19 protein-coding genes are annotated in these 20,616 nt (G+C 73.8%); 10 read left to right on the top strand and 9 right to left on the bottom strand.

Going from position 1 to position 20,616, the window contains the following annotated elements:
• Nucleotides 1-22: 22 nt before the first annotated feature.
• A complete protein-coding gene (locus ACFP3U_RS15055) occupies nucleotides 23-436 on the top strand; it encodes a VOC family protein (protein WP_380225997.1) in 414 nt (137 codons plus the stop codon).
• A gap of 69 nt (nucleotides 437-505) precedes the next feature.
• On the opposite strand, the gene ACFP3U_RS15050 is transcribed toward ACFP3U_RS15055, so the two are convergent.
• Together ACFP3U_RS15050 and ACFP3U_RS15045 are read right to left on the bottom strand one after the other, a co-directional pair.
• On the bottom strand, nucleotides 506-2,302 hold the full coding sequence (locus ACFP3U_RS15050; protein WP_380225996.1) for an acyl-CoA dehydrogenase: 1,797 nt from the start codon (nucleotides 2,300-2,302) through the stop codon (nucleotides 506-508).
• An 80-nt stretch (nucleotides 2,303-2,382) separates the two neighbouring features.
• Nucleotides 2,383-3,876 (bottom strand): FAD-dependent monooxygenase, encoded by a 1,494-nt coding sequence (locus ACFP3U_RS15045; protein ID WP_380225995.1) that lies wholly within the window; start codon nucleotides 3,874-3,876, stop codon nucleotides 2,383-2,385.
• A 96-nt stretch (nucleotides 3,877-3,972) separates the two neighbouring features.
• On the opposite strand from ACFP3U_RS15045, the gene ACFP3U_RS15040 reads away from it, so the two are divergent.
• The 5 genes from ACFP3U_RS15040 (at nucleotide 3,973) to ACFP3U_RS15020 (ending at nucleotide 9,876) form a co-directional block, all read left to right on the top strand.
• Nucleotides 3,973-4,611, top strand: coding sequence for a TetR/AcrR family transcriptional regulator (locus tag ACFP3U_RS15040; RefSeq protein WP_380225994.1), 639 nt, complete (start codon nucleotides 3,973-3,975; stop codon nucleotides 4,609-4,611).
• 273 nt (nucleotides 4,612-4,884) lie between these two features.
• Nucleotides 4,885-6,456, top strand: coding sequence for a Re/Si-specific NAD(P)(+) transhydrogenase subunit alpha (locus tag ACFP3U_RS15035; protein ID WP_380225993.1), 1,572 nt, complete (start codon nucleotides 4,885-4,887; stop codon nucleotides 6,454-6,456).
• 5 nt (nucleotides 6,457-6,461) lie between these two features.
• Complete coding sequence (pntB, locus tag ACFP3U_RS15030) at nucleotides 6,462-7,937, top strand: Re/Si-specific NAD(P)(+) transhydrogenase subunit beta (protein ID WP_380225992.1); 1,476 nt, start codon at nucleotides 6,462-6,464, stop codon at nucleotides 7,935-7,937.
• Nucleotides 7,938-8,113: 176 nt separating this feature from the next.
• Nucleotides 8,114-8,533 (top strand): YciI family protein, encoded by a 420-nt coding sequence (locus tag ACFP3U_RS15025; protein ID WP_380225991.1) that lies wholly within the window; start codon nucleotides 8,114-8,116, stop codon nucleotides 8,531-8,533.
• The gene (locus ACFP3U_RS15020; RefSeq protein ID WP_380225990.1) at nucleotides 8,506-9,876 is read left to right on the top strand and encodes an RNA polymerase sigma factor; all 1,371 of its coding nucleotides are present in this window, start codon (nucleotides 8,506-8,508) and stop codon (nucleotides 9,874-9,876) included. Before ACFP3U_RS15025 ends, ACFP3U_RS15020 begins: the two co-directional genes overlap by 28 nt.
• 33 nt (nucleotides 9,877-9,909) lie before the next feature.
• On the opposite strand, the gene ACFP3U_RS15015 is transcribed toward ACFP3U_RS15020, so the two are convergent.
• The 4 genes from ACFP3U_RS15015 to ACFP3U_RS15000 form a co-directional block, all read right to left on the bottom strand.
• Entirely contained in the window at nucleotides 9,910-10,608 is a 699-nt protein-coding gene (locus ACFP3U_RS15015) for a DUF3152 domain-containing protein (protein WP_380225989.1), read from the bottom strand.
• 234 nt (nucleotides 10,609-10,842) lie between these two features.
• Nucleotides 10,843-11,688: a DUF4097 family beta strand repeat-containing protein gene (locus ACFP3U_RS15010; protein WP_380225988.1), complete on the bottom strand. Its 846-nt coding sequence runs from the start codon at nucleotides 11,686-11,688 to the stop codon at nucleotides 10,843-10,845.
• A gap of 64 nt (nucleotides 11,689-11,752) precedes the next feature.
• The gene (locus ACFP3U_RS15005) at nucleotides 11,753-12,265 is read right to left on the bottom strand and encodes a hypothetical protein (RefSeq protein WP_380225987.1); all 513 of its coding nucleotides are present in this window, start codon (nucleotides 12,263-12,265) and stop codon (nucleotides 11,753-11,755) included.
• 186 nt (nucleotides 12,266-12,451) lie between these two features.
• Nucleotides 12,452-13,192 carry a class I SAM-dependent methyltransferase gene (locus tag ACFP3U_RS15000; protein WP_380225986.1) on the bottom strand — a complete coding sequence of 247 codons (741 nt, stop codon included), beginning with the start codon at nucleotides 13,190-13,192 and terminating at the stop codon, nucleotides 12,452-12,454.
• A gap of 232 nt (nucleotides 13,193-13,424) precedes the next feature.
• On the opposite strand from ACFP3U_RS15000, the gene ACFP3U_RS14995 reads away from it, so the two are divergent.
• Nucleotides 13,425-13,793, top strand: coding sequence for a helix-turn-helix transcriptional regulator (locus ACFP3U_RS14995; RefSeq protein WP_380225985.1), 369 nt, complete (start codon nucleotides 13,425-13,427; stop codon nucleotides 13,791-13,793).
• A gap of 427 nt (nucleotides 13,794-14,220) precedes the next feature.
• Nucleotides 14,221-14,478 (top strand): STAS domain-containing protein, encoded by a 258-nt coding sequence (locus ACFP3U_RS14990; protein WP_380226046.1) that lies wholly within the window; start codon nucleotides 14,221-14,223, stop codon nucleotides 14,476-14,478.
• A 99-nt stretch (nucleotides 14,479-14,577) separates the two neighbouring features.
• On the opposite strand, the gene ACFP3U_RS14985 is transcribed toward ACFP3U_RS14990, so the two are convergent.
• Together ACFP3U_RS14985 and ACFP3U_RS14980 are read right to left on the bottom strand one after the other, a co-directional pair.
• Nucleotides 14,578-16,872 carry a M9 family metallopeptidase gene (locus ACFP3U_RS14985; protein WP_380225984.1) on the bottom strand — a complete coding sequence of 765 codons (2,295 nt, stop codon included), beginning with the start codon at nucleotides 16,870-16,872 and terminating at the stop codon, nucleotides 14,578-14,580.
• 310 nt (nucleotides 16,873-17,182) lie between these two features.
• Entirely contained in the window at nucleotides 17,183-18,034 is an 852-nt protein-coding gene (locus tag ACFP3U_RS14980) for a LysR family transcriptional regulator (RefSeq protein ID WP_380225983.1), read from the bottom strand.
• Between the two features lie 82 nt (nucleotides 18,035-18,116).
• Here ACFP3U_RS14980 and ACFP3U_RS14975 point away from each other — a divergent pair, with 82 nt between their 5' ends.
• Both ACFP3U_RS14975 and ACFP3U_RS14970 read left to right on the top strand, forming a co-directional pair.
• A complete protein-coding gene (locus ACFP3U_RS14975; RefSeq protein ID WP_380225982.1) occupies nucleotides 18,117-18,650 on the top strand; it encodes a cupin domain-containing protein in 534 nt (177 codons plus the stop codon).
• On the top strand, nucleotides 18,647-19,012 hold the full coding sequence (locus ACFP3U_RS14970) for a DoxX family protein (protein WP_380225981.1): 366 nt from the start codon (nucleotides 18,647-18,649) through the stop codon (nucleotides 19,010-19,012). The genes ACFP3U_RS14975 and ACFP3U_RS14970 overlap by 4 nt, the downstream gene beginning before the upstream one ends.
• Before the next feature lie 40 nt (nucleotides 19,013-19,052).
• Here the strand turns inward: ACFP3U_RS14970 and ACFP3U_RS14965 are convergent, their stop codons facing one another.
• A complete protein-coding gene (locus ACFP3U_RS14965) occupies nucleotides 19,053-20,555 on the bottom strand; it encodes an FAD-binding oxidoreductase (protein WP_380225980.1) in 1,503 nt (500 codons plus the stop codon).
• Nucleotides 20,556-20,616: the final 61 nt, after the last annotated feature.

The raw sequence follows: 20,616 nt of genomic DNA, 5'->3' as shown, positions 1-20,616 counted from the left end.
TTCATCAGGAAAGGGATCAATCATGCCTTCCATCCTCAACCCGTACATCACCTTCAACGGCGACGCCCGGCAGGCCCTGGAGTTCTACCAGCAGGTCTTCGGCGGCGAGCTGAGCCTCAACACCTACGGCGACTTCGGCGCCGGGGAGGGCCCGGGCGGCGACCGGATCATGCACGGCATGCTCTCCACCAGCAGCGGCTTCACCCTGATGGCCGCCGACAACCCGCCCGGCACCGACTACACGCCCGGCGGCAACATCTCGGTGAGCGTCAGCGGCGAGGACGACACCGAGCTGCGCGACTACTGGGCGAAGCTCTCCGGCGGCGGCTCGGTGGCCGTCCCGATGGAGAAGCAGATGTGGGGCGACGTCTTCGGGATGTGCACCGACCGCTTCGGCATCACCTGGCTGGTCAACATCAACCAGCCGCGTTCCTGAGGCACCGGCACCGGTACCGGCACCGTCGGCGGCCGCCCGTCCGGAGGCCGCCGACTCCCCCGACCGGCGTCAGAACCACTCCGGGCGGCAGTCCGCGGCGGTCCGGTCCAGCCGGTCGAGCAGGTCGAACTGCGGCCCGGTCCGCGGGAGTTCGACCCGGAGGAAGTACCGGGCCGCCTGCCGCTTGCCCTGGTGGAACGGCTCCGCGCCGTCCCCCAGCGCCAGGAACTGCTCCAGCCAGATCCAGGCCAGCACCACATGACCGACGGCCTCCAGGTAGGTGGAGGCGTTGGCCAGCGCCGTCGCCGGATCGCCGGTCGCCCAGAGCGCGGCCGTGGTGCGGCCGACCCGGGCGGCCGCCCCCTCCAGCGGGTCGGCCAGCTCGGCCGCCTCGCCGCCGGCGGCCCGGGCCCTGGCCACGGTCGCCGCGAGGGTGTCCAGGAGCAGCCGCAGCCCGGCGCCGCCGCCCATGACGACCTTGCGGCCCAGCAGGTCCAGCCCCTGGATGCCGTGGGTGCCCTCGTGGATGGCGTTGAGGCGGTTGTCCCGGTAGAACTGCTCGACGTTGTACTCGCGGGTGTAGCCGTAGCCGCCGTGCACCTGGATCGCCAGGTCGTTGGCGGCCAGGCACCACTGCGCGGGCCAGCTCTTGGCGATCGGCGTCAGCACGTCCAGCAGCAGGTGGGCCCGGGCCCGCGCGGGCTCCTCCTCGGCCGTCCGCTCCTCGTCGACCAGCCGGCTGCAGTACAGGCCGAGGGCGAGCGCGCCCTCGACGTAGCTCTTCTGGGCCAGCAGCATCCGGCGCACGTCGGCGTGCTCGATGATCGGGACCTGCGGGGCCAGCGGGTCCTTTCCGGTGAGCGGGCGGCCCTGCGGGCGGGTGCGGGCGTAGTCCAGGGCATGCAGGTAGCCGGTGTAGCCGAGCGCGGTGGCGCCCAGGCCGACGCCGATCCGCGCCTCGTTCATCATGTGGAACATCGCGGCGAGCCCCTGGTGGGGTTCCCCCACCAGCTCGCCGACCGCGCCCGGCGCCCCGCCCGGGGTGTACCGGCCCTCCCCGAAGTTGAGCAGGGTGTTGACGGTGCCCCGGTAGCCCATCTTGTGGTTGAGGCCGGCCACCACCACGTCGTTGCGCTCCCCCGGCGTGCCGTCCGGCCGGACCAGGAACTTGGGCACCGCGAACAGCGAGATGCCCTTCACGCCCGCCGGGGCGCCGGGGATCCTGGCCAGCACCAGGTGGACGATGTTCTCGCCGAGTTCGTGGTCGCCGCCGGAGATCCACATCTTGGTGCCGGTGATCCGGTAGCCGCCGTCGGCCTGCGGCACCGCCCGGGTGGTGAGGTCGGCCAGCGAGGAGCCGGCCTGCGGCTCCGACAGGCACATGGTGCCGAAGAAGCGCCCCTCGACCATGGGCCGCACATAGGTGTCGATCTGCTCCGGACTGCCGTGCGCCAGCAGCAGGTTGGCATTGCCCACGGTGAGGAACGGATAGGCGGCGGTGCCGACGTTCGCGGCCTGGAACCAGGCCGTGCAGGCGTTGGCTACCACGGTCGGCAGCTGCCAGCCGCCGACCGCGTGGTCCATCGCGGCGCCGGTCAGACCGGCCTCGGCGAAGACCCGCAGCGCCTCGGCGACCTCCGGCACGAGGTGCACCCGCTCGCCGTCGAAGCGGGGCTCCTCGGCGTCGTTCCGCTTGTTGTGCGGGGCGAAGTGCCGGGTGGCGATGGATTCGCCGAGGTCGAGCACCGCGTCGAAGGTGTCCCGGTCGTGGTCGGCGTAGCGGGGGCGGCGGGTCAGCGCGGTGACGTCCAGCCAGTCGTACAGCAGGAAGTCGAGGTCGCGACGGGAGAGCAGCAGCGAGTCCACGGCGGGCGTCCGATCGTCGAGGGGCGGGCAGGACCTCCCTGGGAGTACCACAGGTGCGCGCGCCCTGAAAGAGAGCGGGCCTAGGCGCCGAGCCGTTCGAGGTATTCGAGGTAGGAGCGCACCTGCTCGGGGGCGGTCGCCGGGGCGACGAGCGCCAGGTGGTTGTCGGGCCGGACGAGGACGAGCGCCTCGCCGGTGATCCCGTAGGCCCGGCGGGCCTCGCCGTCGGGGTCGTCGAGCGCCACCGGCCGGACGTGGTCGGGCAGTCCGGCGAGCGCGGGGCGGGCGCCCGGTCCGAAGGCCAGCAGGGTGAAGTGGTCGCCCGCGAACTGCTCGAAGAGGCGGCCGGGCGCGCCGTCGGGGCCGGGGCAGGGGGCGTCGGGCGCCCGGTCGCCGGGCTTCAGCGCGTCGGTGGCGCCGCCACCGGCGAGGCTGCTCCAGCCGTAGCCCAGGGAGAGGCCGGTGAAGTCGCCCACCCCGCCGGCCTCGACCCCGATGCCGGGGGTCTCGATCCCCTTGACGACGGCGGCCATGCCGCTGCTGGTGACGTCGAGCGTCCACGCGGCGATCGGCAGCCGCTCCTCCTGGTAGGTGTCCAGCAGGGCGGGCGCGGCGAGGCCGCGGACCACGTACCCGAGCTTCCAGGCGAGGTTCCAGGCGTCCTGGATGCCGGTGTTCATGCCGAGCCCGCCCGCCGTGGGGTGGACATGCGCGCAGTCGCCGGCCAGCAGGACCCGCCCCTCGCGGTAGCGCTCGGCCATCCGGACGTTGATCCGCCAGGTGGAGAGCCAGGTGGCGTCGCTGAGCCGGAGGTCCTCGCGACCGGTGTGCCGGGCCGCCAGTCGCTGGAAGCTCTCCAGCGACGGGGGGACGGTCCGGCCCTCGGCGTCGGTCTCCGGGCTGGCCTGGAGCTGCCAGCGGGTGCTGCCCTCGAACGGGCAGAGCATGAACGCGCCCTGCGGCCCGAACCACTGGTGCCAGGCGTCCGGCTCCAGGCCCTCGACCTCGACGTCGCCGCAGACCATCATCGGCTCCGGGTCGCCGTCGCCGACGAAGGGGATGCCGAGCAGCTTGCGCACCGTCGAGCGGCCGCCGTCGCAGGCGACCACGTACGCGGCGGGGATCCGCCGGCCGTCCGCGAGCACCGCCTCCGCCCCGTGGGCGTCCTGCCGCACGTCCACCAGTTCGGCGCCGAGCTCCACCGTCACGCCGAGGTCGGCGAGCCGTTCGCGCAGCAGCTGCTCCAGCTGCGGCTGCTGGAGCCAGCGGCTGGCCGGGTAGGGCGTGGTGGCGCTGGGCCGCGCGCCGGCGAACGGCTCGGTCTCGTTGACGAAGGCGCTGTCGAAGTACTTGCGGAACGGCAGGTGGGTGCGGCCCACCGCGGCCAGTCCGTCGGCCAGGCCCAGGTCGGCGAGGATCTCCAGGCTGCGCGGGTTGAGCGTCTTGCCGCGGGAGCCGGTGGCGTGGGCGGCGGCCCGCTCCAGGACCCGTACCGCCACGCCCTGCCGGGCCAGCCCGCAGGCCAGCGTCAGTCCGGTCGGCCCCGCCCCCACGATCACCACGGTCGTCGTCATTGTGTCCGTCCCTTCCGGTTGTCGATGGCTCCATGAAACAGCAACCCGGTAACGAACGCAACCAGGTAACGAATTTACCCGGGTTATGATCTCCATATGAGTCCGAGCGAGCCAGAACCGGGTCTGCGGACCCTCAAGAAGCAGCGCACCCGGCAGACCATCGCCGACACCGCCATCGCCCTCTTCCTCGACCGGGGCTTCGAGCAGGTCTCGGTGGCCGAGATCGCCGCCGCCGCGGAGGTCTCCAAGCCCACCCTGTTCCGGTACTTCGCCAGCAAGGAGGAGCTGGTCCTGCACCGCTTCGCCGACCACCTCGGCGAGGCCGGCCGGGTGGTGCGCGACCGGGCCGCCGGGCTCACCCCACTGGAGGCCCTGGAGCGCCACCACCTGGCGGGGCTGGCCGCCCACGAGCCGCAGACCGGGCTGACCGACGATCCCGAGGTGCTCGCCTTCCTCCGGCTGGTCTACCAGACCCCCGGGCTGTCCGCCCAGCTCAGGGCGTACCTCGACGCCGACGCGGAGGCGCTCGTCGAGGCGCTGGACCCGGCGCGCGGCATCGCGGCCCGGCTGCTGGCCGCGCAGTACCTGGCCGTCCGTCAGGAGCTCGCCCACACCACCTGGATCCGGCTGACCGACGGCGGGCAGGACGTCGACGAGGCCGGGCGACAGGCCGCCGCCGAGACCGTCACGGCCTTCGCCCTGCTGCGCGACGGCGCCGGCGCCCACGGCTTCTGAGCACGCTCCGGGCGGGTAGCGCGACCACTCCAGCCGGGGGCGCGAGCGCGTCGGCCGGAGCCCGCGCCGGGCGCCCCGGCCGCACCGCGCGCCCCCGCCGACCCGCTCGGCGCAGCGGACCCACCGCGCCACGAACCGGTGAAGCACGTCACGGCCTCGCCCCGGTGCCCCAAGGGGCCCGGGCGGGTAGGTTCCTGCCTCCAAGGGGAAGCAACACTCCCCCGGACGCGGATCCCGCCGTCAACGGCTCCTCCGAGGAGAGAGGCACGAGTGATGTCTGCACAGGACGCCACGCACCACCCCCCGCGACGCATCGGCGTGGTCGCCGAGTCGGCCGCCGGGGAGACCCGGGTCGCCGCGACACCGTCCACCGTCCGGGGGATCCTCGCCCTCGGCTACGAGGTCGTGGTCGAGTCCGGCGCCGGTACGGCCTCCGGCTTCACCGACGACGCCTACACCGCCGCCGGCGCGACCGTCGCGGACGCCTGGACGGCCGACATCGTCCTCAAGGTCAACGCGCCGTCGACCGCGGAGATCGCCCGGCTGCGGGACGGCGCGACCCTGGTCGGCCTGCTCGCCCCGGCCCAACGGCCCGACCTGCTGGAGGAGTTGTCCACCCGCCCGGTGACCGCGCTCGCGCTGGACGCGGTGCCGCGGATCTCCCGCGCGCAGTCCATGGACGTGCTCAGCTCGATGGCGAACATCGCCGGCTACCGGGCCGTGATCGAGGCGGCGCACGTGTTCGGGCGCTTCTTCACCGGCCAGGTGACGGCCGCGGGCAAGGTCCCGCCGGCCAAGGTCCTGGTGGCCGGCGCGGGGGTGGCCGGGCTCGCCGCGATCGGCGCCGCCTCCAGCCTGGGCGCGATCGTCCGGGCGACCGACCCGCGGCCGGAGGTCGCCGACCAGGTGAAGTCCCTCGGCGGCGAGTACCTGCCGGTGGACGTCGCGCAGGAGGCGAGCACCGACGGCTACGCGAAGGCGACCTCGGCCGACTACGACCGCGCCGCGGCGGCGCTCTACCACCAGCAGGCCGAGGACGTGGACATCGTCATCACCACGGCGCTGATCCCCGGCCGGCCGGCCCCGCGGCTGCTGACCGCCGAGGACGTCGCGGTGATGCGGCCGGGCAGCGTCGTCGTCGACATGGCCGCCGCGCAGGGCGGCAACGTCGAGGGCACCGTCCCGGGCCGGACGGTGGTCAGCGGCAACGGGGTCACCATCATCGGCTACACCGATCTCGCCTCCCGGCTGCCCGCCCAGGCCTCGCAGCTGTTCGGCACCAATCTGGTCAACCTGCTGAAGCTGCTGACGCCTGGTCAGGACGGGCAGCTGGTCCTGGACTTCGAGGACGTGGTGCAGCGGGCGGTGACCGTGGTCCGGGCGGGCGAGGTCACCTGGCCGCCACCGCCGGTGGCCGTCTCGGCCGCTCCCGCACCCGCCGCGCCCACCGCAGGCCCGGCGGCGGTGGAGCCGAAGCCGCCGCGACTGACCCCGGCGGCCCGGTTCGGCCTGATCGGCGCCGGGATGCTCGCGATGTTCCTGCTGATCGCCTTCGCCCCGGCCCAACTCGCCCGGAACTTCACGGTGTTCGCGCTCGCCGTGGTCATCGGCTACTACGTGATCGGCAAGGTCCACCACGCCCTGCACACCCCGCTGATGTCGGTCACCAACGCGATCTCCGGGATCGTGGTGATCGGCGCCCTGCTCCAGATCGGGCACGGGAGCGCGCTGGTCACCGTGCTGTCCTTCGTGGCGATCCTGCTGACGAGTGTGAACATCTTCGGCGGCTTCGCCGTCACCCGCCGCATGCTGAGCATGTTCTCCTCGTCCCCGGAAAGGCGCTGAGCCCGATGACCTCCACCACGGCGGCCCACGCCGCGGACCTCGTCGCCGCCCTGCTGTTCATCCTCAGCCTGGCCGGGCTGTCCCAGCACCGCACCTCCCGCGCCGGGGTCGTCTACGGCATCGCCGGCATGGCCCTCGCCCTGGTCGCCACCGTCGTGGTGGCGTCCAGGAGCATCAGCGCCGGCGCGGTCGCGCTGATCGTCCTCGCGATGGCGCTGGGCGGGGTGGCCGGCCTGTGGCGGGCGCGGCAGGTCGAGATGACGCAGATGCCGGAGCTCATCGCCGTGCTGCACAGCTTCGTCGGCCTCGCCGCGGTGCTGGTCGGCTGGAACAGCTACCTGGAGGTGGAGGCGCACGGAGCGGACCAGACCGCCGTCTCCGGCGACCTGCTGGGCATCCACCACGCCGAGGTGTTCATCGGCGTCTTCATCGGGGCGGTCACCTTCACCGGGTCGATCGTGGCCTTCCTCAAGCTGTCCGCCCGGATCGCCTCGCGCCCGTTGACCCTGCCCGGCAAGAACGCGCTGAACATCGGCGCGCTGGCGGGGTTCGTCGGGCTGACGGTCTGGTTCACGGTCAGCCCGGGGCTCGGGGCGATGATCGCCGTCACCGTGCTGGCGCTCGCGCTGGGCTGGCACCTGGTCGCCTCGATCGGCGGCGGCGACATGCCCGTCGTCGTCTCGATGCTCAACAGCTACTCCGGCTGGGCCGCGGCGGCGGCCGGCTTCCTGCTCGACAACAACCTGCTCATCGTCACCGGCGCGCTGGTCGGCTCCTCGGGCGCCTACCTGTCGTACATCATGTGCCGGGCGATGAACCGCTCCTTCCTCTCGGTGATCGCGGGCGGCTTCGGCATCGAGGCTCCCTCGGGCGGGGCCGAGGAGCAGGGCGAGCACCGCGAGATCCGGGCCGAGGAGGCGGCGCGGCAGCTCGCGCGGGCCAGGTCGGTCGTCATCACCCCCGGCTACGGCATGGCGGTGGCCCAGGCGCAGCACCCGGTGGCGGAGCTCACCCGCCGGCTGCGCGAGCGGGGCGTCGAGGTCAGGTTCGGCGTCCACCCCGTCGCCGGGCGGCTGCCCGGGCACATGAACGTACTGCTGGCCGAGGCGAAGGTGCCGTACGACATCGTCCTGGAGATGGACGAGATCAACGACGACCTCGCCGCGACCACCGTCGTCCTCGTCATCGGCGCCAACGACACCGTCAACCCGGCCGCCATGGACGATCCGGCCAGCCCGATCGCCGGTATGCCGGTGCTGCGGGTGTGGGAGGCGGAGCAGGTGATCGTGTTCAAGCGGTCCATGGCCTCCGGCTACGCGGGTGTGCAGAACCCGCTGTTCTTCCGCGAGAACAGCGCGATGCTGTTCGGCGACGCCAAGCAGAGTGTGGAGGACATCCTCCGGGCCCTGGACGCCGACGGCCCGGGCGGCACGGCCCCGGCCGCCCGGCGGACCTCCCCGGCGGACCGGGCCGGCGTGTAGCGGCAGGCAGGCAACGGTCGGCGCAGCGGCTTGGAACATGCGCTCGGAGCGCGTTCCTGGAGGCGTCCGGAGAAAAATCTTCTCCGGACGCCTCCGCCGTGTCGATCCACCGCCGTGCCGTTCGACCTGGGGTAGAGAGGGTCGGACAGCGACTCCCCGCACCAAGGAGACCAGCCATGGCGAAGTACATGTTGATCATGCGTGGCAGCGACGAGGCGATCGCGAAGATGATGGAGACGCCCTTCGAGGAGATCCTCGACCTGATGGGCCGCTACAACGACGAGCTGATCCGGGCCGGGGTGCTCGTCGCCGCCGAGGGGCTCGACGACGCGTCCAAGGGCGTGGTGGTCGACTTCGCCGGGGAGACGCCGGTTGTCACCGACGGCCCGTACGGTGAGACCAAGGAACTGTTCGGCGGCTTCTACATCCTCGACGTGGCCTCGCAGGAGGAGGCGGTCACCTGGGCGAAGCGGCTGCCGGTCTTCGCGGGGACGAAGGTCGAGATCCGGCGGGTGCCGGGCATCGACGAGTTCCCGCAGGACAACGAGTGGATCATCAAGGAGCGGGCATGGCGCGAGCGGACCGGCCAGCTCTGAGCACCGGACCGGCCGAGGACGCCGCCGACGACACCGCGGCGGCCGGGACCGTCGACGAACCGCCGGGCGCCGCCGCGGCCCGGCGGGCCGTCGAGGCCGTCTGGCGGATCGAGTCCGCGCGGATCATCGGCGCCCTCACCCGCTACACCGGCGACTTCGCCCTCGCCGAGGACGTCGCCCAGGAGGCCGTGGCCGAGGCCCTCGTCTCCTGGGCCCGGGACGGCGAGCCGGCCAGCCCGGTGGGCTGGCTGCTCGCCACCGCCCGGCGGCGCGCCATCGACCAGTTCCGCCGCCGCTCCGCCCTCGACGAGCGCTACTCCGCCCTCGCGGACCGGCTCGGCGAGGGCGGGGCGAGCTCCGGGGCCGAGCCCGCGCCGGAGGACCCGGACGAGCTGCCGTGGGACCCGGACGTGATCGAGGACGACGTCCTCGCGCTGATGTTCGTGGCCTGCCACCCCGTGCTGTCGCCCGAGGCCCGTACGGCGCTCACCCTGCGCGTGGTCGCCGGACTCTCCAGCGAGGAGATCGCCCGCGCCTTCCTCGTCCCGGTGCCCACCGTCCAGGCCCGGATCACCCGGGCGAAGAAGACCGTCGCCGCCGCCGGGGTCCCGTTCGCGGTGCCCCCGCCGGAGGAGCGCCGCGAGCGCCTCGGCACGGTGCTGAGCGTGCTCTACGTGATCTTCACCGAGGGCTCGACGGCGACCAGCGGCGATCGGCTGCTGCGTACCGACCTCGCCTACGAGGCGATCCGGCTGGCCCGCACCCTGGCCGCGCTGCTGCCGGGCGAGGCGGAGGTGTTCGGCCTGCTCGCCCTGTTCGAGCTGACCGCCGCCCGCTTCCCCGCCCGCACCGGCGCCGACGGCGAGCCCGTCCTCCTGGAGGACCAGGACCGCCGCCGGTGGGACCGCTCGGCCGTCCGGCGAGGTCTGGCCGCGCTCGGCCGGGCGACGGCCGTCGGCCACGGCCTGGGCCCGTACGGCCTCCAGGCCGCGATCGCCGCCTGCCATGCCGAGGCCCCGTCGGTGGCCGCGACCGACTGGCCGCGGATCGTGCTGCTCTACGAGGCGCTCGGCCGGATCGCGCCCTCCCCCGTGGTCGAGCTCAACCGGGCGGTGGCCGTCGCCATGGCGGTCGGGCCGCAGGAGGCGCTGCGGATCGTCGACGAGCTGGCCGCCTCCGGCCGGCTCTCCGGCTCCCACCTGCTCCCGGGGGTGCGCGGCGAACTGCTCACCCGTCTCGGTCGCACAGCCGAGGCGCGCTCGGAGCTGGAGCTCGCCGCCCGGCTCTGCCGCAACACCCGCGAGCGGTCGGTGCTGCTGCGCAAGGCCGCCGCCCTCGGCTGACTCCCCGGCACCCGCAGTGCTTGAGCGCCGCCGTCAGGGCACGGGGCTCGCGCTGGGTGCGGCGATCGGCGGGCCGGTCAGCAGGGTGCCGTCCTCGGCGTACGGCACGCCGTTCGGCACACAGCCGTGCAGGCCCTTGATCTGCTGCATCATCACCGGCGCCGGCGCCCCCTCGCCGGGGCAGTCGACGTGGCCCTGGCCGAGGATGTGCCCGACCTCGTGGTTGACGGCGAGGGCGTGGTAGAGCTCGGGCTTGCCGGCGTAGAACTCGGACAGCTCGTTCCAGCGCTTGAGGTTGATGACGACCTGCTTGCCGGCGGCGCAGTTCACCCAGCCGCCCGTGTCCAGCCCGTACTGCCCGCAGATCCGGTCGGTGGACTCCGGGGTCGCCAGGTAGACGGTGAAGTCCACCGGGTCGGCGTCCACCCGCTGGAAGGACCAGGCGCCGCCGGCCGCCCAGCCGCGCCGGACGTCGCCGAGGACGGCGTCCACCTCGGCGGCGAACCGCGCGGGCGTGATCTTGAGCCCGTTCTCGGCCCGCACCTTGTACGTGTAGAGGTGCTCCCCGGTGCCGAACCGGGCGGTGCCGCCGGGCGCCGTGGTGAACGCCAGCGGCTTCGGCGCGGTGTCGGCCCACGGCCGCCACCACCAGGTGGTCGCTGCCACCGCGGCGACCACCACCAGGGCGATCGCCCCGTACCGCGCCCGTCCGCCGGGCAGCCGCGCCGTCACCCGGCCCGCCGGGCGCCGGCCCCGCGTATGGAGCGGCGGACGGTCGGGGCCGCGCCGGGCAGGGCGGCCCGAGGGCAGGTCGGACGGAGCTGGATCCACAAGTCGGTCATATGGAGGAGGACGATCTGGGACCGCTCCCCGGTTCAACCGGATGCGGACATGATCGCGGCGGTGGCCGTGTCCGCGTCCGTGGCCGTGTCCGCGTCCGTGTCCGCGTCCGCGTCCGCTGCGGGATCAGGCCCTGGCGCGGAGGACGTCGATGTTGCCGTACCGGGTGCGGGCGTGGACCTCGACGGTGTCCTCGGCCTTCCCCGGGGCGTCGGAGGCGGCGAGCATGTTGCGGACCTGCCCGGAGGTCGAGCTGACGTCCAGCCAGGCCGCCGTGCCCTCCCGGATGCCGACCTCGATGGCGCCGTAGGAGGTCTCCAGCTGCACGCGGCCCCGCGCGACCTCGCCGATGCGCAGGGTGCCGTGGGCGGTGGTGGCGGCGACCGAGCCCCCGGCCCGCCGGACCTCGATGTCGCCGTTGGCTCCGCTCACCCGCAGGTCGCCGTGGGCGACGTCGACGGTGGTGGTGCCGTGCGAGTTCTTGAGGACGGCCGCGCCGTCGATCCGGCCGATCCGCAGGCTGCCGGAGCTGGTGGTGATCTCGGCCTCCCCCTCGACCCGGTCCACGGTGATCGAGCCGTGCGAGGCGGTCAGCGTGAGCGGCCCGGTCGTGTCGAGGCGGACGTCCCCGGACGAGGTCTTCACCCTGGTCTCGCCCAGCCGGCCCTCGCCGAACACCTGGGTCCAGGCGCCGCCGACCTCGACGCGCGAGCCCGCGGGCAGCTCGACCGTGACGTCGACCGTGCCGGTGCGGCCGACGAAGTAGCGCGGCTTGGGCGTCCGGACGGTCAGCACGCCACCGGCGTACGTGACCTCGGTCTGCTCGGCGGACCGCACGTCCTGGTCCTTCTTCGGGTCGCGCGGTCGCACCTCGACCACGGTGTCCGGGCGGTCGACGGCGGCGAAACGGATGGATCCGGCCTCCACCTGGGCGGTGACGGCGATCGGGTCGGGGGTGTCGAACGAAGGCATGGTGGTCGCGTCCTCCGGGTCGGTGACGGATGTGGGGTGAGGTGGTGATCGGTGCTGGCGGGCCCTAGCGGACCCAGCCCGTGAGGCTCCGGCCGACGGTGTGGGTGCGCTCGGGCACGGGCGGCCGGGCGCCGCCGTCGACCGCCGCCGACACGGCCCGGACCAGCCAGGCGTTGACGGAGAGGCCCTCCCGACCCGCGGCCTCCTCGGCGCGTGCCTTGAGGTGGGCCGGCAGTCGGAGGTTGACGCGGGCGGTGCCGCCCTCGTCGGCCTCGGCCGCCGCCCTGGTCGGTTCGACGGACAGGACCGGCTCGGTGGGCGCGGCCTCCTCGGCGAGCGGCAGCGTCACCACGAAGTCCGGGTCCGGCCCGCGCAGCCGTACGTCGACCGAGCCGGGGGCGAGTTCACGGGTGATCTCGTCCATCGCGGCGGAGAGCACGGCGAGCATGGTCAGCCTGGTCGCCGACTCCAGCGGCGCGGTGAGCCGCTCGGCCAGCCTCCGGGCGTCCTCCCCGCCCGCCTCGGCGGCCACGGCGAGTTCGCGGCGCAGGTTCTCGACATACGGGGTGAGGTCCATGACGTCATGGTGGCACCATAATGACGCCATGCGCAAGCCCCATACGTGCCGGATTTGGCATGCGACCGACCCTGACCGCCCTGACCTGCACAGATATGACGACATCACCTTGGCGACACGGCGGCACCAGGAGGAGCACGAGAGGCGAGATGGTGCCACATGGCGCCACCCCGCGACACCTCGGGCTCAGAACGCCCGCCGCACCCCGTCCCCGGCGACGAGCAGCCAGCGCGCCGGAAGCTCGATCCGCTCGCCGTCGGCCGCGAACTCCGTCGTGGCCAGCGGCAGGTCACCGGAGGCGAGGACGGTGAGCCCGGCCGCGCCGAGCAGCTCGCCGAGCGCCTCGTCGGCGACCTCGGCCGGGGCCAGCCCGTGCTCGAACACCGGGCGCAGCTTCGGCGGCGGCCCGGCCGGACTCGCCGCGAGCTCCCCGAGGAAGCGCTTGGCCGCCTCGGCCAGCTCGACCAGGAACGCCCGCCCGCGCTCCCCCACCAGCACCGCGACGGCCTCGGCGACCGGTCGGCGGTCGGCCGGCTCGCTCTGGTGGATCACCCCGCGCATGTACAGGTTCACGTCACCGAGGCGGTCGTGGAGCTCCCGGACGGCCCCGGCGTCGGTGGCGTCCAGCCGGACGTACTCGGCCCGCCCGGCCGGATCCCGCCGCCGGGCCAACTCGACGGCGGCATCAGACAGATCGGCCCCGAGCACCCGGCCGAACCGCCCGGCGAGGAAGCGCGTCTGCGTCCCGTTGCCGCACCCCAGATCGACCACCGGCAGCTCCGGATCGACCAGGTGCGGCTCGAACAGCGCGAGGTGGCGCTCCGCCACGAGGGCCGCCTCCACGTCCCAGATCACCGCCCCGGGCTCGTCCGGCGCATCCCGCCAGAAGCCCTCCCAGGCGTCCCGGTACCGATGCGTCACGCTCATGACGGAGACCTCCCACCCTCACTCACAGTGCCCGCATGGTATCCGTCGGTGGCGGTCAGCCACGGTCACCGGGCGCCCGCGGCCCGTCCGTCGCGGCTTCGCTCACCCTCGGGAGTGAGGGACGGACGCGCGGTGTTGACCGGCGGGAGGGGGCCGCGGGAGCCGGGCCGGCGATTCACCGGAAACCGGATTCCGGGGTGGCGGAACCGGAATCAGGGCTCATACTTGTGGTATGGCGTCCGAGCACGAGCCCCGCACCAGCTGGACGTTCCTGACGCAGCACGCGCGGATCCTGCTGATGATCTCGCGTGACGCGGAGGTCCGGCTGCGGGACCTCGCTGCCGCGTGCGGGCTGACCGAGCGGGCCGCCCAGGCCATCGTCACCGACCTGGAGGCCGCCGGCTACCTCACCCGCACCCGGCGCGGACGCCGCAACCACTACCAGGTCGCCCGGCACACCGCCTTCCGCCACCCGGCCGAGGCCGGCTACGAGATCGGCGATCTGCTGGCGCTGTTCGCCGGCCTCCCGCCCGGCGCCGACGACGACCAACGGGACGACGGCTCCCCCGGTGATCACCGTGAGCAGCACGATCACGTGTGACCGCCGCGCTCGCCCGGCCGTCCCACCCCGGTCGGCGGTCCCCCGTGGCCGCGCCCGGACCTTCCGCACCCGCGCGGGAGGGGAGAACACCTGTCCGTCCAAGGGAGCCACGGTCATGCCCGCCCGACGCGACTCCGCCGACCCGCCCACGCCCGGCACCGCACGCGTGCTGCGGATCACCGCCACCACCGTTCCCGGCACGGCCACCGTCCTCCGCCTCGAAGGCAAGATCGACCAGGAGGAGCGGCTCGGGTCCGTCTTCAAGCCCCCGTCGTCCGCCCGGAGGGCGGGCCGTGCGGCGTTGGGGTGCGTGCATCGCAAGGCGGAGGAGGGAGCCACTGCGGAGCATTGGCGACCGACGACAACGCGGCGAGGTGCGTGCCCCGGCGTCGCACGGCAGGCGGGGGCTTGAAGACGGACCCGAAAACTGGAGAAGGCGCTCGACAGCGCCCTGAGCGCCGGCCTGCCGCGGCTGGTGGTCGACCTGTCCGGCCTGGAGTTCTGCGACTCCACCGGGGTCAACGCCCTGCTCAGAACCCGGCTCGGTACGCAGGCGGCCCGCATCGAGCTGCTGCTCGTGGCACCGCGGGCGCAGACCCGACGGCTGCTGGACGTGACCGGCACCGCCGAGATCTTCGTGATCCGGCCGAGTGTCCGCGCCGCCCTCGACGGCAGCGCCGAGTGAGGCGCCGCCCAGCGGACCGCCCCCGGTCCGGCGGGTGCCGGCGGACCGGGGGCGGTGGCGGTAGCGGGCGAGCAGCAGCGCGGTATCGTCGCGCGGGGGTCAGAACTCGCTGGTGACGGTCACGCCGCTGAAGCCCTGCTGGGCGTAGAGGCTGAAGAAGACGTAGCCGCTCGGCGGGTTGGTGACGGTGAGGGACTCGGAGTTGTCCGGGCCGGCCGAGCGGGTGACGTACGCGTTGGTGTAGGCCCAGCCGTACGGGTTGTAGTACAGCTCGCCGTTGCCGGTGCCGCCGCTGCTGGTGACCCGGAGCTGGCGGGTGCCGGGCGGCACCGAGAGGTAGAAGTGCGCGTAGTCGCCGGTGACCGCCGCCAGGTTGGCGCGGCCGCAGTTCCGGTCCAGTTGCCGGAGGTCGCCGCCGGCGCACTCGGTCAGCGGCGGGAAGGCGGGCGTGTTCCTGCACTCGCCGCCCGCGCAGGCGGTGAGCCAGGAGTCGAAGTCGGCGTCGTAGCGGGTGCCGACGGTCGACTTGAGCAGGGTGCGGGAGCCGGCCCAGTCGCCCTTGCGGTAGCGGGCCAACAGGGCGTCCACGTCGGGCCGGTGGCGTTCCAGCAGGTAGCGGACGGCCAGGTAGCCCCAGCGGTAGACGCGGTCCTGGTCACCGTAGTAGGTGTCGAAGAGGTCGCTCAGCCGGTAGGTGTGCTGGGCGGCCACCTGGATGGCGGCGTCGTTGACCAGCTTGCGGTAGGAGTCGGCGACGACCTCCGCGAGGCCCTCCGTCCACCAGACGACCGGGGTGCGGTCGGCCACCTCGAAGTTGCCGTACAGGTTGTAGCGGGCGTCGAGGTAGTGGGTGTACTCGTGGTTGAGGTTCCAGATCTCGAAGTCCCGGAGCCAGGTGGCCCGGTAGGCCAGGAACCGCGCCTGGTTGCCGGCCCGGGAGGGCTCGCCCTCCAGGTACACGCCGCCGTTGTTGGTGTCGGCCTCGTAGATGACCGAGGCGAGGGTGTCGTAGTCGGCCTTGCTGTCGAAGGCGACGACCTCGATCGTGCTGTTGAGGTCGTCCGCGACCGGGCCGCTGTCGCGCGCGACGCCGTGGAAGTACGCGTCCTGGCCGTTCAGGCTGGTGCAGGTCGCGTCGAGCTGCGCCGGGGTCATGGCCTGGGCGAGGATCCGGATGCTCGGGCTGCACTGCCTGGTGTTCGTCAGGTAGGCGGCCTTGAAGCGCTCCGGGTCCTGGCAGGTGCCGTAGAGGGCGCAGTTCGCCCGGTCGTAGAACCGCACCGCGTTCACGGCCGCCGCGCGCTGGTTGCGGGTGGGGCCGGTGACCTGGAACTTCACGGTGAGCGCCTGCAGGTACGGCCGCGTCCTGGGGCGGAGCTCGGGGTAGAACATGAACCGGCTCAGCTCCTTGACGGAGTTGGTGAGCACGGTGTCGTAGGCGCCGCCGGCGTGCACGAGGGCGCGGTCGGCGAAGGCGGCGACCGCGTCGATCAGGCCCTGGTCGGCCTGGAGTGCCGCGCGGAACGCCGGGTCCTCGCTGCGGATGCCCCGGTAGAGCACCAGGAACGCCGGGTTGAGCGACCACATCAGGTCGTTCCTGTCCCAGGCGCCGCCGTTGTAGGCGGTGAGCAGCCGCTTGACGATCGGGAGGTAGGCGAGCGGCTCGCGGGGGACGTCCGCCAGCGTGGCGGCGTTCAGCAGCGGGCCGGCGTTCTCCGCGGTGGCGTCCAGCGCGTGCGGGTTGGCGAAGAAGGCCTGCACGTCGGCGAGGATCGCGGCCGGGAGCCGGTCGTACCGGCCGACCACGGCCGGGTTGGCCCACTGCACGGCGTAGCCGGCCTGCAGGTAGTACATCAACTGCTGGATGGAGCCGCTGTTGTTCCCCTGGTAGGCGACGGCGGCCTCGCGGACGGCGTCGGTGACGGTGAGCATCTGCGACTCACGGAAGGCCGCGGCAGCGTACCGGGTGTCGATCCTGAACAGGTCGTTGACGCAGGTCATGTCGACGGACTTGATCAGCTTGACCAGGTCCGCGCCGGTCCGCCCGAAGTCGGCCGGGTTGCACGGCACGGCCTCAGCCGCGGTCTGGCCCGTGGTCTCGCCCGCCGCCGCATTCTGGCCGGGTGACTTGGCCGCCGGCCGCGGGGTGCTCCACGGATTGAAGTCCTGGCGGGGCCTGACGTCGTGCGGTGTGAGGGCCTTGTCGTGCTCGGCGTGCGCCGGGGCGGTGCTGTCGGGCTCCTCGACGCCGGGCGGCGGGAGCTCGGGAGCCCTGGGGGCTCCGGTCGCGTCCCCGGCGGTCGGGGACGCGGCGACGGGTGCGGCCTGCCCGAGTGGGGCGAACAGACCGATCGTCAGGACCAGGGCGAGCATGAGCGTCATCAGTCTTGCCAACTGTCGAAGGTGCGACAGTCCTGCGGTTCTCACGTGGGGGCCTCCGGGCCGTGGTCGGCGGCGTTGGGGACGCGGCCGGTGGGGGTGAGGACCAAAGAGCGACAGCGCCGTGGGAGCGGTGCCGTCGCGACCGGTGGGGAGCGGTGATCAGTACCATGGCACATGTCACATCACCTTTGAAAGCCCCTGACCGACCTTTCGTTCGGCCCGGAGCGGTCCGCGTCGAATCCATGACGGACCGTCACGGTGAAGCGGGGGATGCGGAGTTCCGGGGAAGCGGCGCCCGGACCGGCCCCGGACTGACGGATGCTCAGTCGCGGTAGGCGGCCACGGCGGTCCGGACGAACGACCTGACCTGCGGGTTCGGGTCCCCCGCGTTCCAGGCCGCCAGGACCCGGCTCACCGGCATGTCCGCGATCGGGACCAGCGTCAGTCCGGCGGGCGGCTCGTGCCCGAGCGGCGCCAGCCCGACCGTGCCGTTCCAGAGCACCGCCTGCCGGCACTCCTGCACGGCACGGACCACCGGCCCCTGACGGCGCTCGCCGCCGTTCCAGTACGCCTGCCAGAGCGGGTCGGTGCCCTCCGGGAACTGGAACCACCGCCGGCCCGCCAGGTCGGCCAGCCGCAGCCGCGCGCGGGCGGCCAGCGGATCGTCGGCCCGCAGCACCGCGCCCACGCCGTCCGCCCGCAGCTCGTGGACGGCCAGTCCGGTCTCGTCGAACGGGCCGCGGGTCAGCGCGACGTCGACCAGTCCGGCGCGCAGCCCGCAGGTCGGGTCGGTCAGGTCGGTCTCCCGGATGCGGACCTCCACCTCGGGGAACCGCCGGCGGTACGCGGCGGCCAGCCGCGTCACCCCCAGGTCGGAACTGTCGCCCAGGATGCCCACGGTCAGCGAGGCCGGACCGGCCGCGGCGACCACCCGGGCGCGGGCCAGCTCGGCCCGGTCGAGCAGCTCGCGCGCCTCCGCCAGCAGCGCCTCCCCCGCCGGGGTGAGGGTCGTCCCGGTGGCCGAGCGGTTCAGCAGGACGGTGCCGAGCTCGCTCTCCAGCTGCCGGATCGCACGGCTCAGCGGGGGCTGGCTCATGTGCAGCCGGGCGGCGGCCCGGCCGAAGTGGAGTTCTTCGGCGACCGCGACGAAGTAGCGCAGCGTTCGCAGCTCCATACCGGCAACGATACCCGTGCGGTATCGGCCGCCATCGAACGGGTCTTGGACGCACGACCCGTCCGGGCGGTGGAATCGGGGCATGAGCCAAGAATCGAACGCGTTCCCATCGCTGCCCGCCGCCCCCGCCGTCTCCGTGGTCGGGCCGGGCGAGGGCGAGACGATCCTCCTGGGCACCACCCGGATGCGGATCCTGGAGGACGGCGGCACCACCGGACACCGTCTGGGGATCGCCGAGTCCGTCCTCGCCCCGCACACGCCCGGGCCGCCGCAGCACCGTCACGCCCGGCACGACGAGGGCTTCTACATCGTCTCCGGCACGGTGCGGTTCACCGTCGGGGAGGAGCAGCACGACGCCGCCGCCGGCACCCTGGTCATGGTCCCGCCCGGGGCGCCGCACACCTTCGCCAACGTCAGCGACGAACCGGCCGTCATGCTCAGCACCTTCACCCCGGACCCGTACCTGCAGTACTTCCGCGACCTGCGGGACCTCCACGCGGACGGCGGCGCGGTGACGCCGGAGGCCAACCTCCGGCTGATGGGCCGCTACGCGACCGAGCCGGCCGCCCGGCCCGCCGGCCCGGCCCCCATCGGCGTGGACGGGGGGTCGTCGTGACCGCCGCGTACTGGGTCCTCGCCGGCCCGCTCGCCCTCTTCTACCTCTACGCGGGCGGACTGAAGACGGCCCGGAGCCGGGAGCGGCTGCGGCCGATGATGGCCTGGGTGGACAGCACGCCGATGCCCGTCGTCCGGGCGATCGGGGCCGCCGAGGTGCTCGGCGCGGTCGGCCTGGTCCTCCCGCCGGCGACCGGCATCGCCCCGGCGGCGGCCCTCCCGGCGGCGGTCGGCTTCGTCCTCCTCCAACTCGCCGCGACCGGCGTCCACCTGCGCGGCGGCGACCGCCGGATCGCCCTCAACCTCACCCTCCTCGCCACCGCCGCGGCGGCCGTCACCCTGGCGGCGGCCGTGTGGCGGTGAGCCCGGCGGCAGTGTCGCCCCGGCCGCTGCCGCCAGGGGTCTACGCGGCCGTCACCGACTGGGGGAAGGCGAAGACGCCGTCGGGGTCGTAGCGGTGGGCCACGTCCTTCAGCCGGCGCAGGTTGTCGCCGTAGTAGCTCCGCCCCCAGTCGGGCAGCGTGTCGTCGATGTAGTTGACGTACGCGCCGTGGGCGCCGAGGGCGGCCAGCCCGTCGCGGACCGCGTCCACGGTGCGCCGGGCCTGGTCCTCGCCGGACGGGGTGGCGCTCGCGTACACCTGGGCGCTGGCCAGTGAGTCCCGGTGCGGGAAGGCGGTGGCGTCGGGCGCGAGTTCGCCGACGGCGCCGCCCAGGGAGTCGAGCAGCAGGTCGACGCCGGTGCGCCCGGCCATCAGCTCGGTGACCTTCGCCGGATCCAGCGGCGCCGGGCCCAGCATCCGGGAGACCGCGACGAAGCCGGCCCGGGGCAGCACGCCGCCCTCCCAGGTGGGGTGGCACTGGGCGAGGGTGTCGTTCGAGCAGCCCGCCATGAACTTCATCGCGTCGAGGTAGTCCTTCGGGGCGACCGTGCGCGAGGTCGGGGTCGTGCCGGCCGCGGTCACCAGCCGGTCGAGCAGGGGGTTCGCGCCGTCCGGGCCGCCCACGTAGCAGCCGACGACCCGGCAGCGCGGCGGGTTGCCGCCGGAGATCTGACAGCTCGCCCAGAGTTCGAACGGAGCCCGCGCCACCCACTGCTGCCAGGCCCCGAGCACCTCGGGCACCGAGCCGGCCGGAAAGGCGAGTACGAAGACGGTCAGCGCGGGCGCGGGGGCGGTGGCGAAGCGGAACCGGGTGACCACACCGAAGTTGCCGCCACCGCCGCCGCGCAGCGCCCAGTACAGCTCGGGTTCCTCGACGGGCGACGCGGTGCGCAGGGAGGAGTCGGCGGTCACCACCTCGGCGGCGGCCAGCCGGTCGCAGGTGAGCCCGTACTTGCGGGTCAGCACGCCGAGTCCGCCGCCGAGCGTCAGGCCGCCGACCCCGACGGTCGGACAGGTGCCGCCCGGGAGCAGTCGGCCGGCCCGGGCCAGGCCGGCGTACACCTCGATCAGGCGGGCGCCCGCGCCGACCTCGGCGGTGCCGTCGGGATGCACCCGGACGTCGGCCATCCCCCGGAGGTCGATCACCAGCCCCCGGTCGGGGATGCTGTAGCCCAGGTAGCCGTGGCCGCCGCTGCGGGCCGCGATCGGGATGCCGTGCCCGCGCGCCACGTCCAGGCAGGCGCGTACGTCGTCGGCCGACACGCAGTGCGCCACGGCGGCCGGGAGCTGCCCGTCGTTCAGGGTGTTGTAGCCGAGCCGGGCGGTCCCGTACCCGGCGTCGTCCGGGAGCACCAGCCGGCTGCCGATCCGCTCGCGCAGCGCCCGCCAGTCGGGGGGCACGGCCGCCCGGCCGCGGGGGCGGGCCGGGAAGGCCGCCAGTGCGCGGGCGGGCGGGCCGCCGGCGGCGACCGCGGTGGCGGCGGCGCCGAGGGTGGCGAGGAACTGTCGTCGGTCGATGGTCATGGCCGGCCCTTCTCCCGGGCGGCCGGCGCACGGGGTGCTCTGCTGCCGATCGTCCGGCAGG

The sequence above is a fragment of the Kitasatospora misakiensis genome (assembly GCF_042656005.1).
GTDB lineage: Bacteria > Actinomycetota > Actinomycetes > Streptomycetales > Streptomycetaceae > Kitasatospora > Kitasatospora misakiensis.
Note: the sequence above shows the minus strand (reverse complement) of the source record. Positions and strands in the feature narration are given on the sequence as shown.

What these genes read in the sequence shown, in the direction of transcription:
- ACFP3U_RS15055 (WP_380225997.1), top strand. Translation starts at nt 23, where the DNA reads ATGCCTTCCATCCTCAACCCGTACATCACCTTCAACGGCGACGCCCGG.
- ACFP3U_RS15045 (WP_380225995.1), bottom strand. Translation starts at nt 3,876, where the DNA reads ATGACGACGACCGTGGTGATCGTGGGGGCGGGGCCGACCGGACTGACG.
- ACFP3U_RS15040 (WP_380225994.1), top strand. Translation starts at nt 3,973, where the DNA reads ATGAGTCCGAGCGAGCCAGAACCGGGTCTGCGGACCCTCAAGAAGCAG.
- ACFP3U_RS15035 (WP_380225993.1), top strand. Translation starts at nt 4,885, where the DNA reads ATGTCTGCACAGGACGCCACGCACCACCCCCCGCGACGCATCGGCGTG.
- pntB (WP_380225992.1), top strand. Translation starts at nt 6,462, where the DNA reads ATGACCTCCACCACGGCGGCCCACGCCGCGGACCTCGTCGCCGCCCTG.
- ACFP3U_RS15025 (WP_380225991.1), top strand. Translation starts at nt 8,114, where the DNA reads ATGGCGAAGTACATGTTGATCATGCGTGGCAGCGACGAGGCGATCGCG.
- ACFP3U_RS15020 (WP_380225990.1), top strand. Translation starts at nt 8,506, where the DNA reads ATGGCGCGAGCGGACCGGCCAGCTCTGAGCACCGGACCGGCCGAGGAC.
- ACFP3U_RS15010 (WP_380225988.1), bottom strand. Translation starts at nt 11,688, where the DNA reads ATGCCTTCGTTCGACACCCCCGACCCGATCGCCGTCACCGCCCAGGTG.
- ACFP3U_RS15005 (WP_380225987.1), bottom strand. Translation starts at nt 12,265, where the DNA reads ATGGACCTCACCCCGTATGTCGAGAACCTGCGCCGCGAACTCGCCGTG.
- ACFP3U_RS15000 (WP_380225986.1), bottom strand. Translation starts at nt 13,192, where the DNA reads ATGAGCGTGACGCATCGGTACCGGGACGCCTGGGAGGGCTTCTGGCGG.
- ACFP3U_RS14995 (WP_380225985.1), top strand. Translation starts at nt 13,425, where the DNA reads ATGGCGTCCGAGCACGAGCCCCGCACCAGCTGGACGTTCCTGACGCAG.
- ACFP3U_RS14980 (WP_380225983.1), bottom strand. Translation starts at nt 18,034, where the DNA reads ATGGAGCTGCGAACGCTGCGCTACTTCGTCGCGGTCGCCGAAGAACTC.
- ACFP3U_RS14975 (WP_380225982.1), top strand. Translation starts at nt 18,117, where the DNA reads ATGAGCCAAGAATCGAACGCGTTCCCATCGCTGCCCGCCGCCCCCGCC.
- ACFP3U_RS14965 (WP_380225980.1), bottom strand. Translation starts at nt 20,555, where the DNA reads ATGACCATCGACCGACGACAGTTCCTCGCCACCCTCGGCGCCGCCGCC.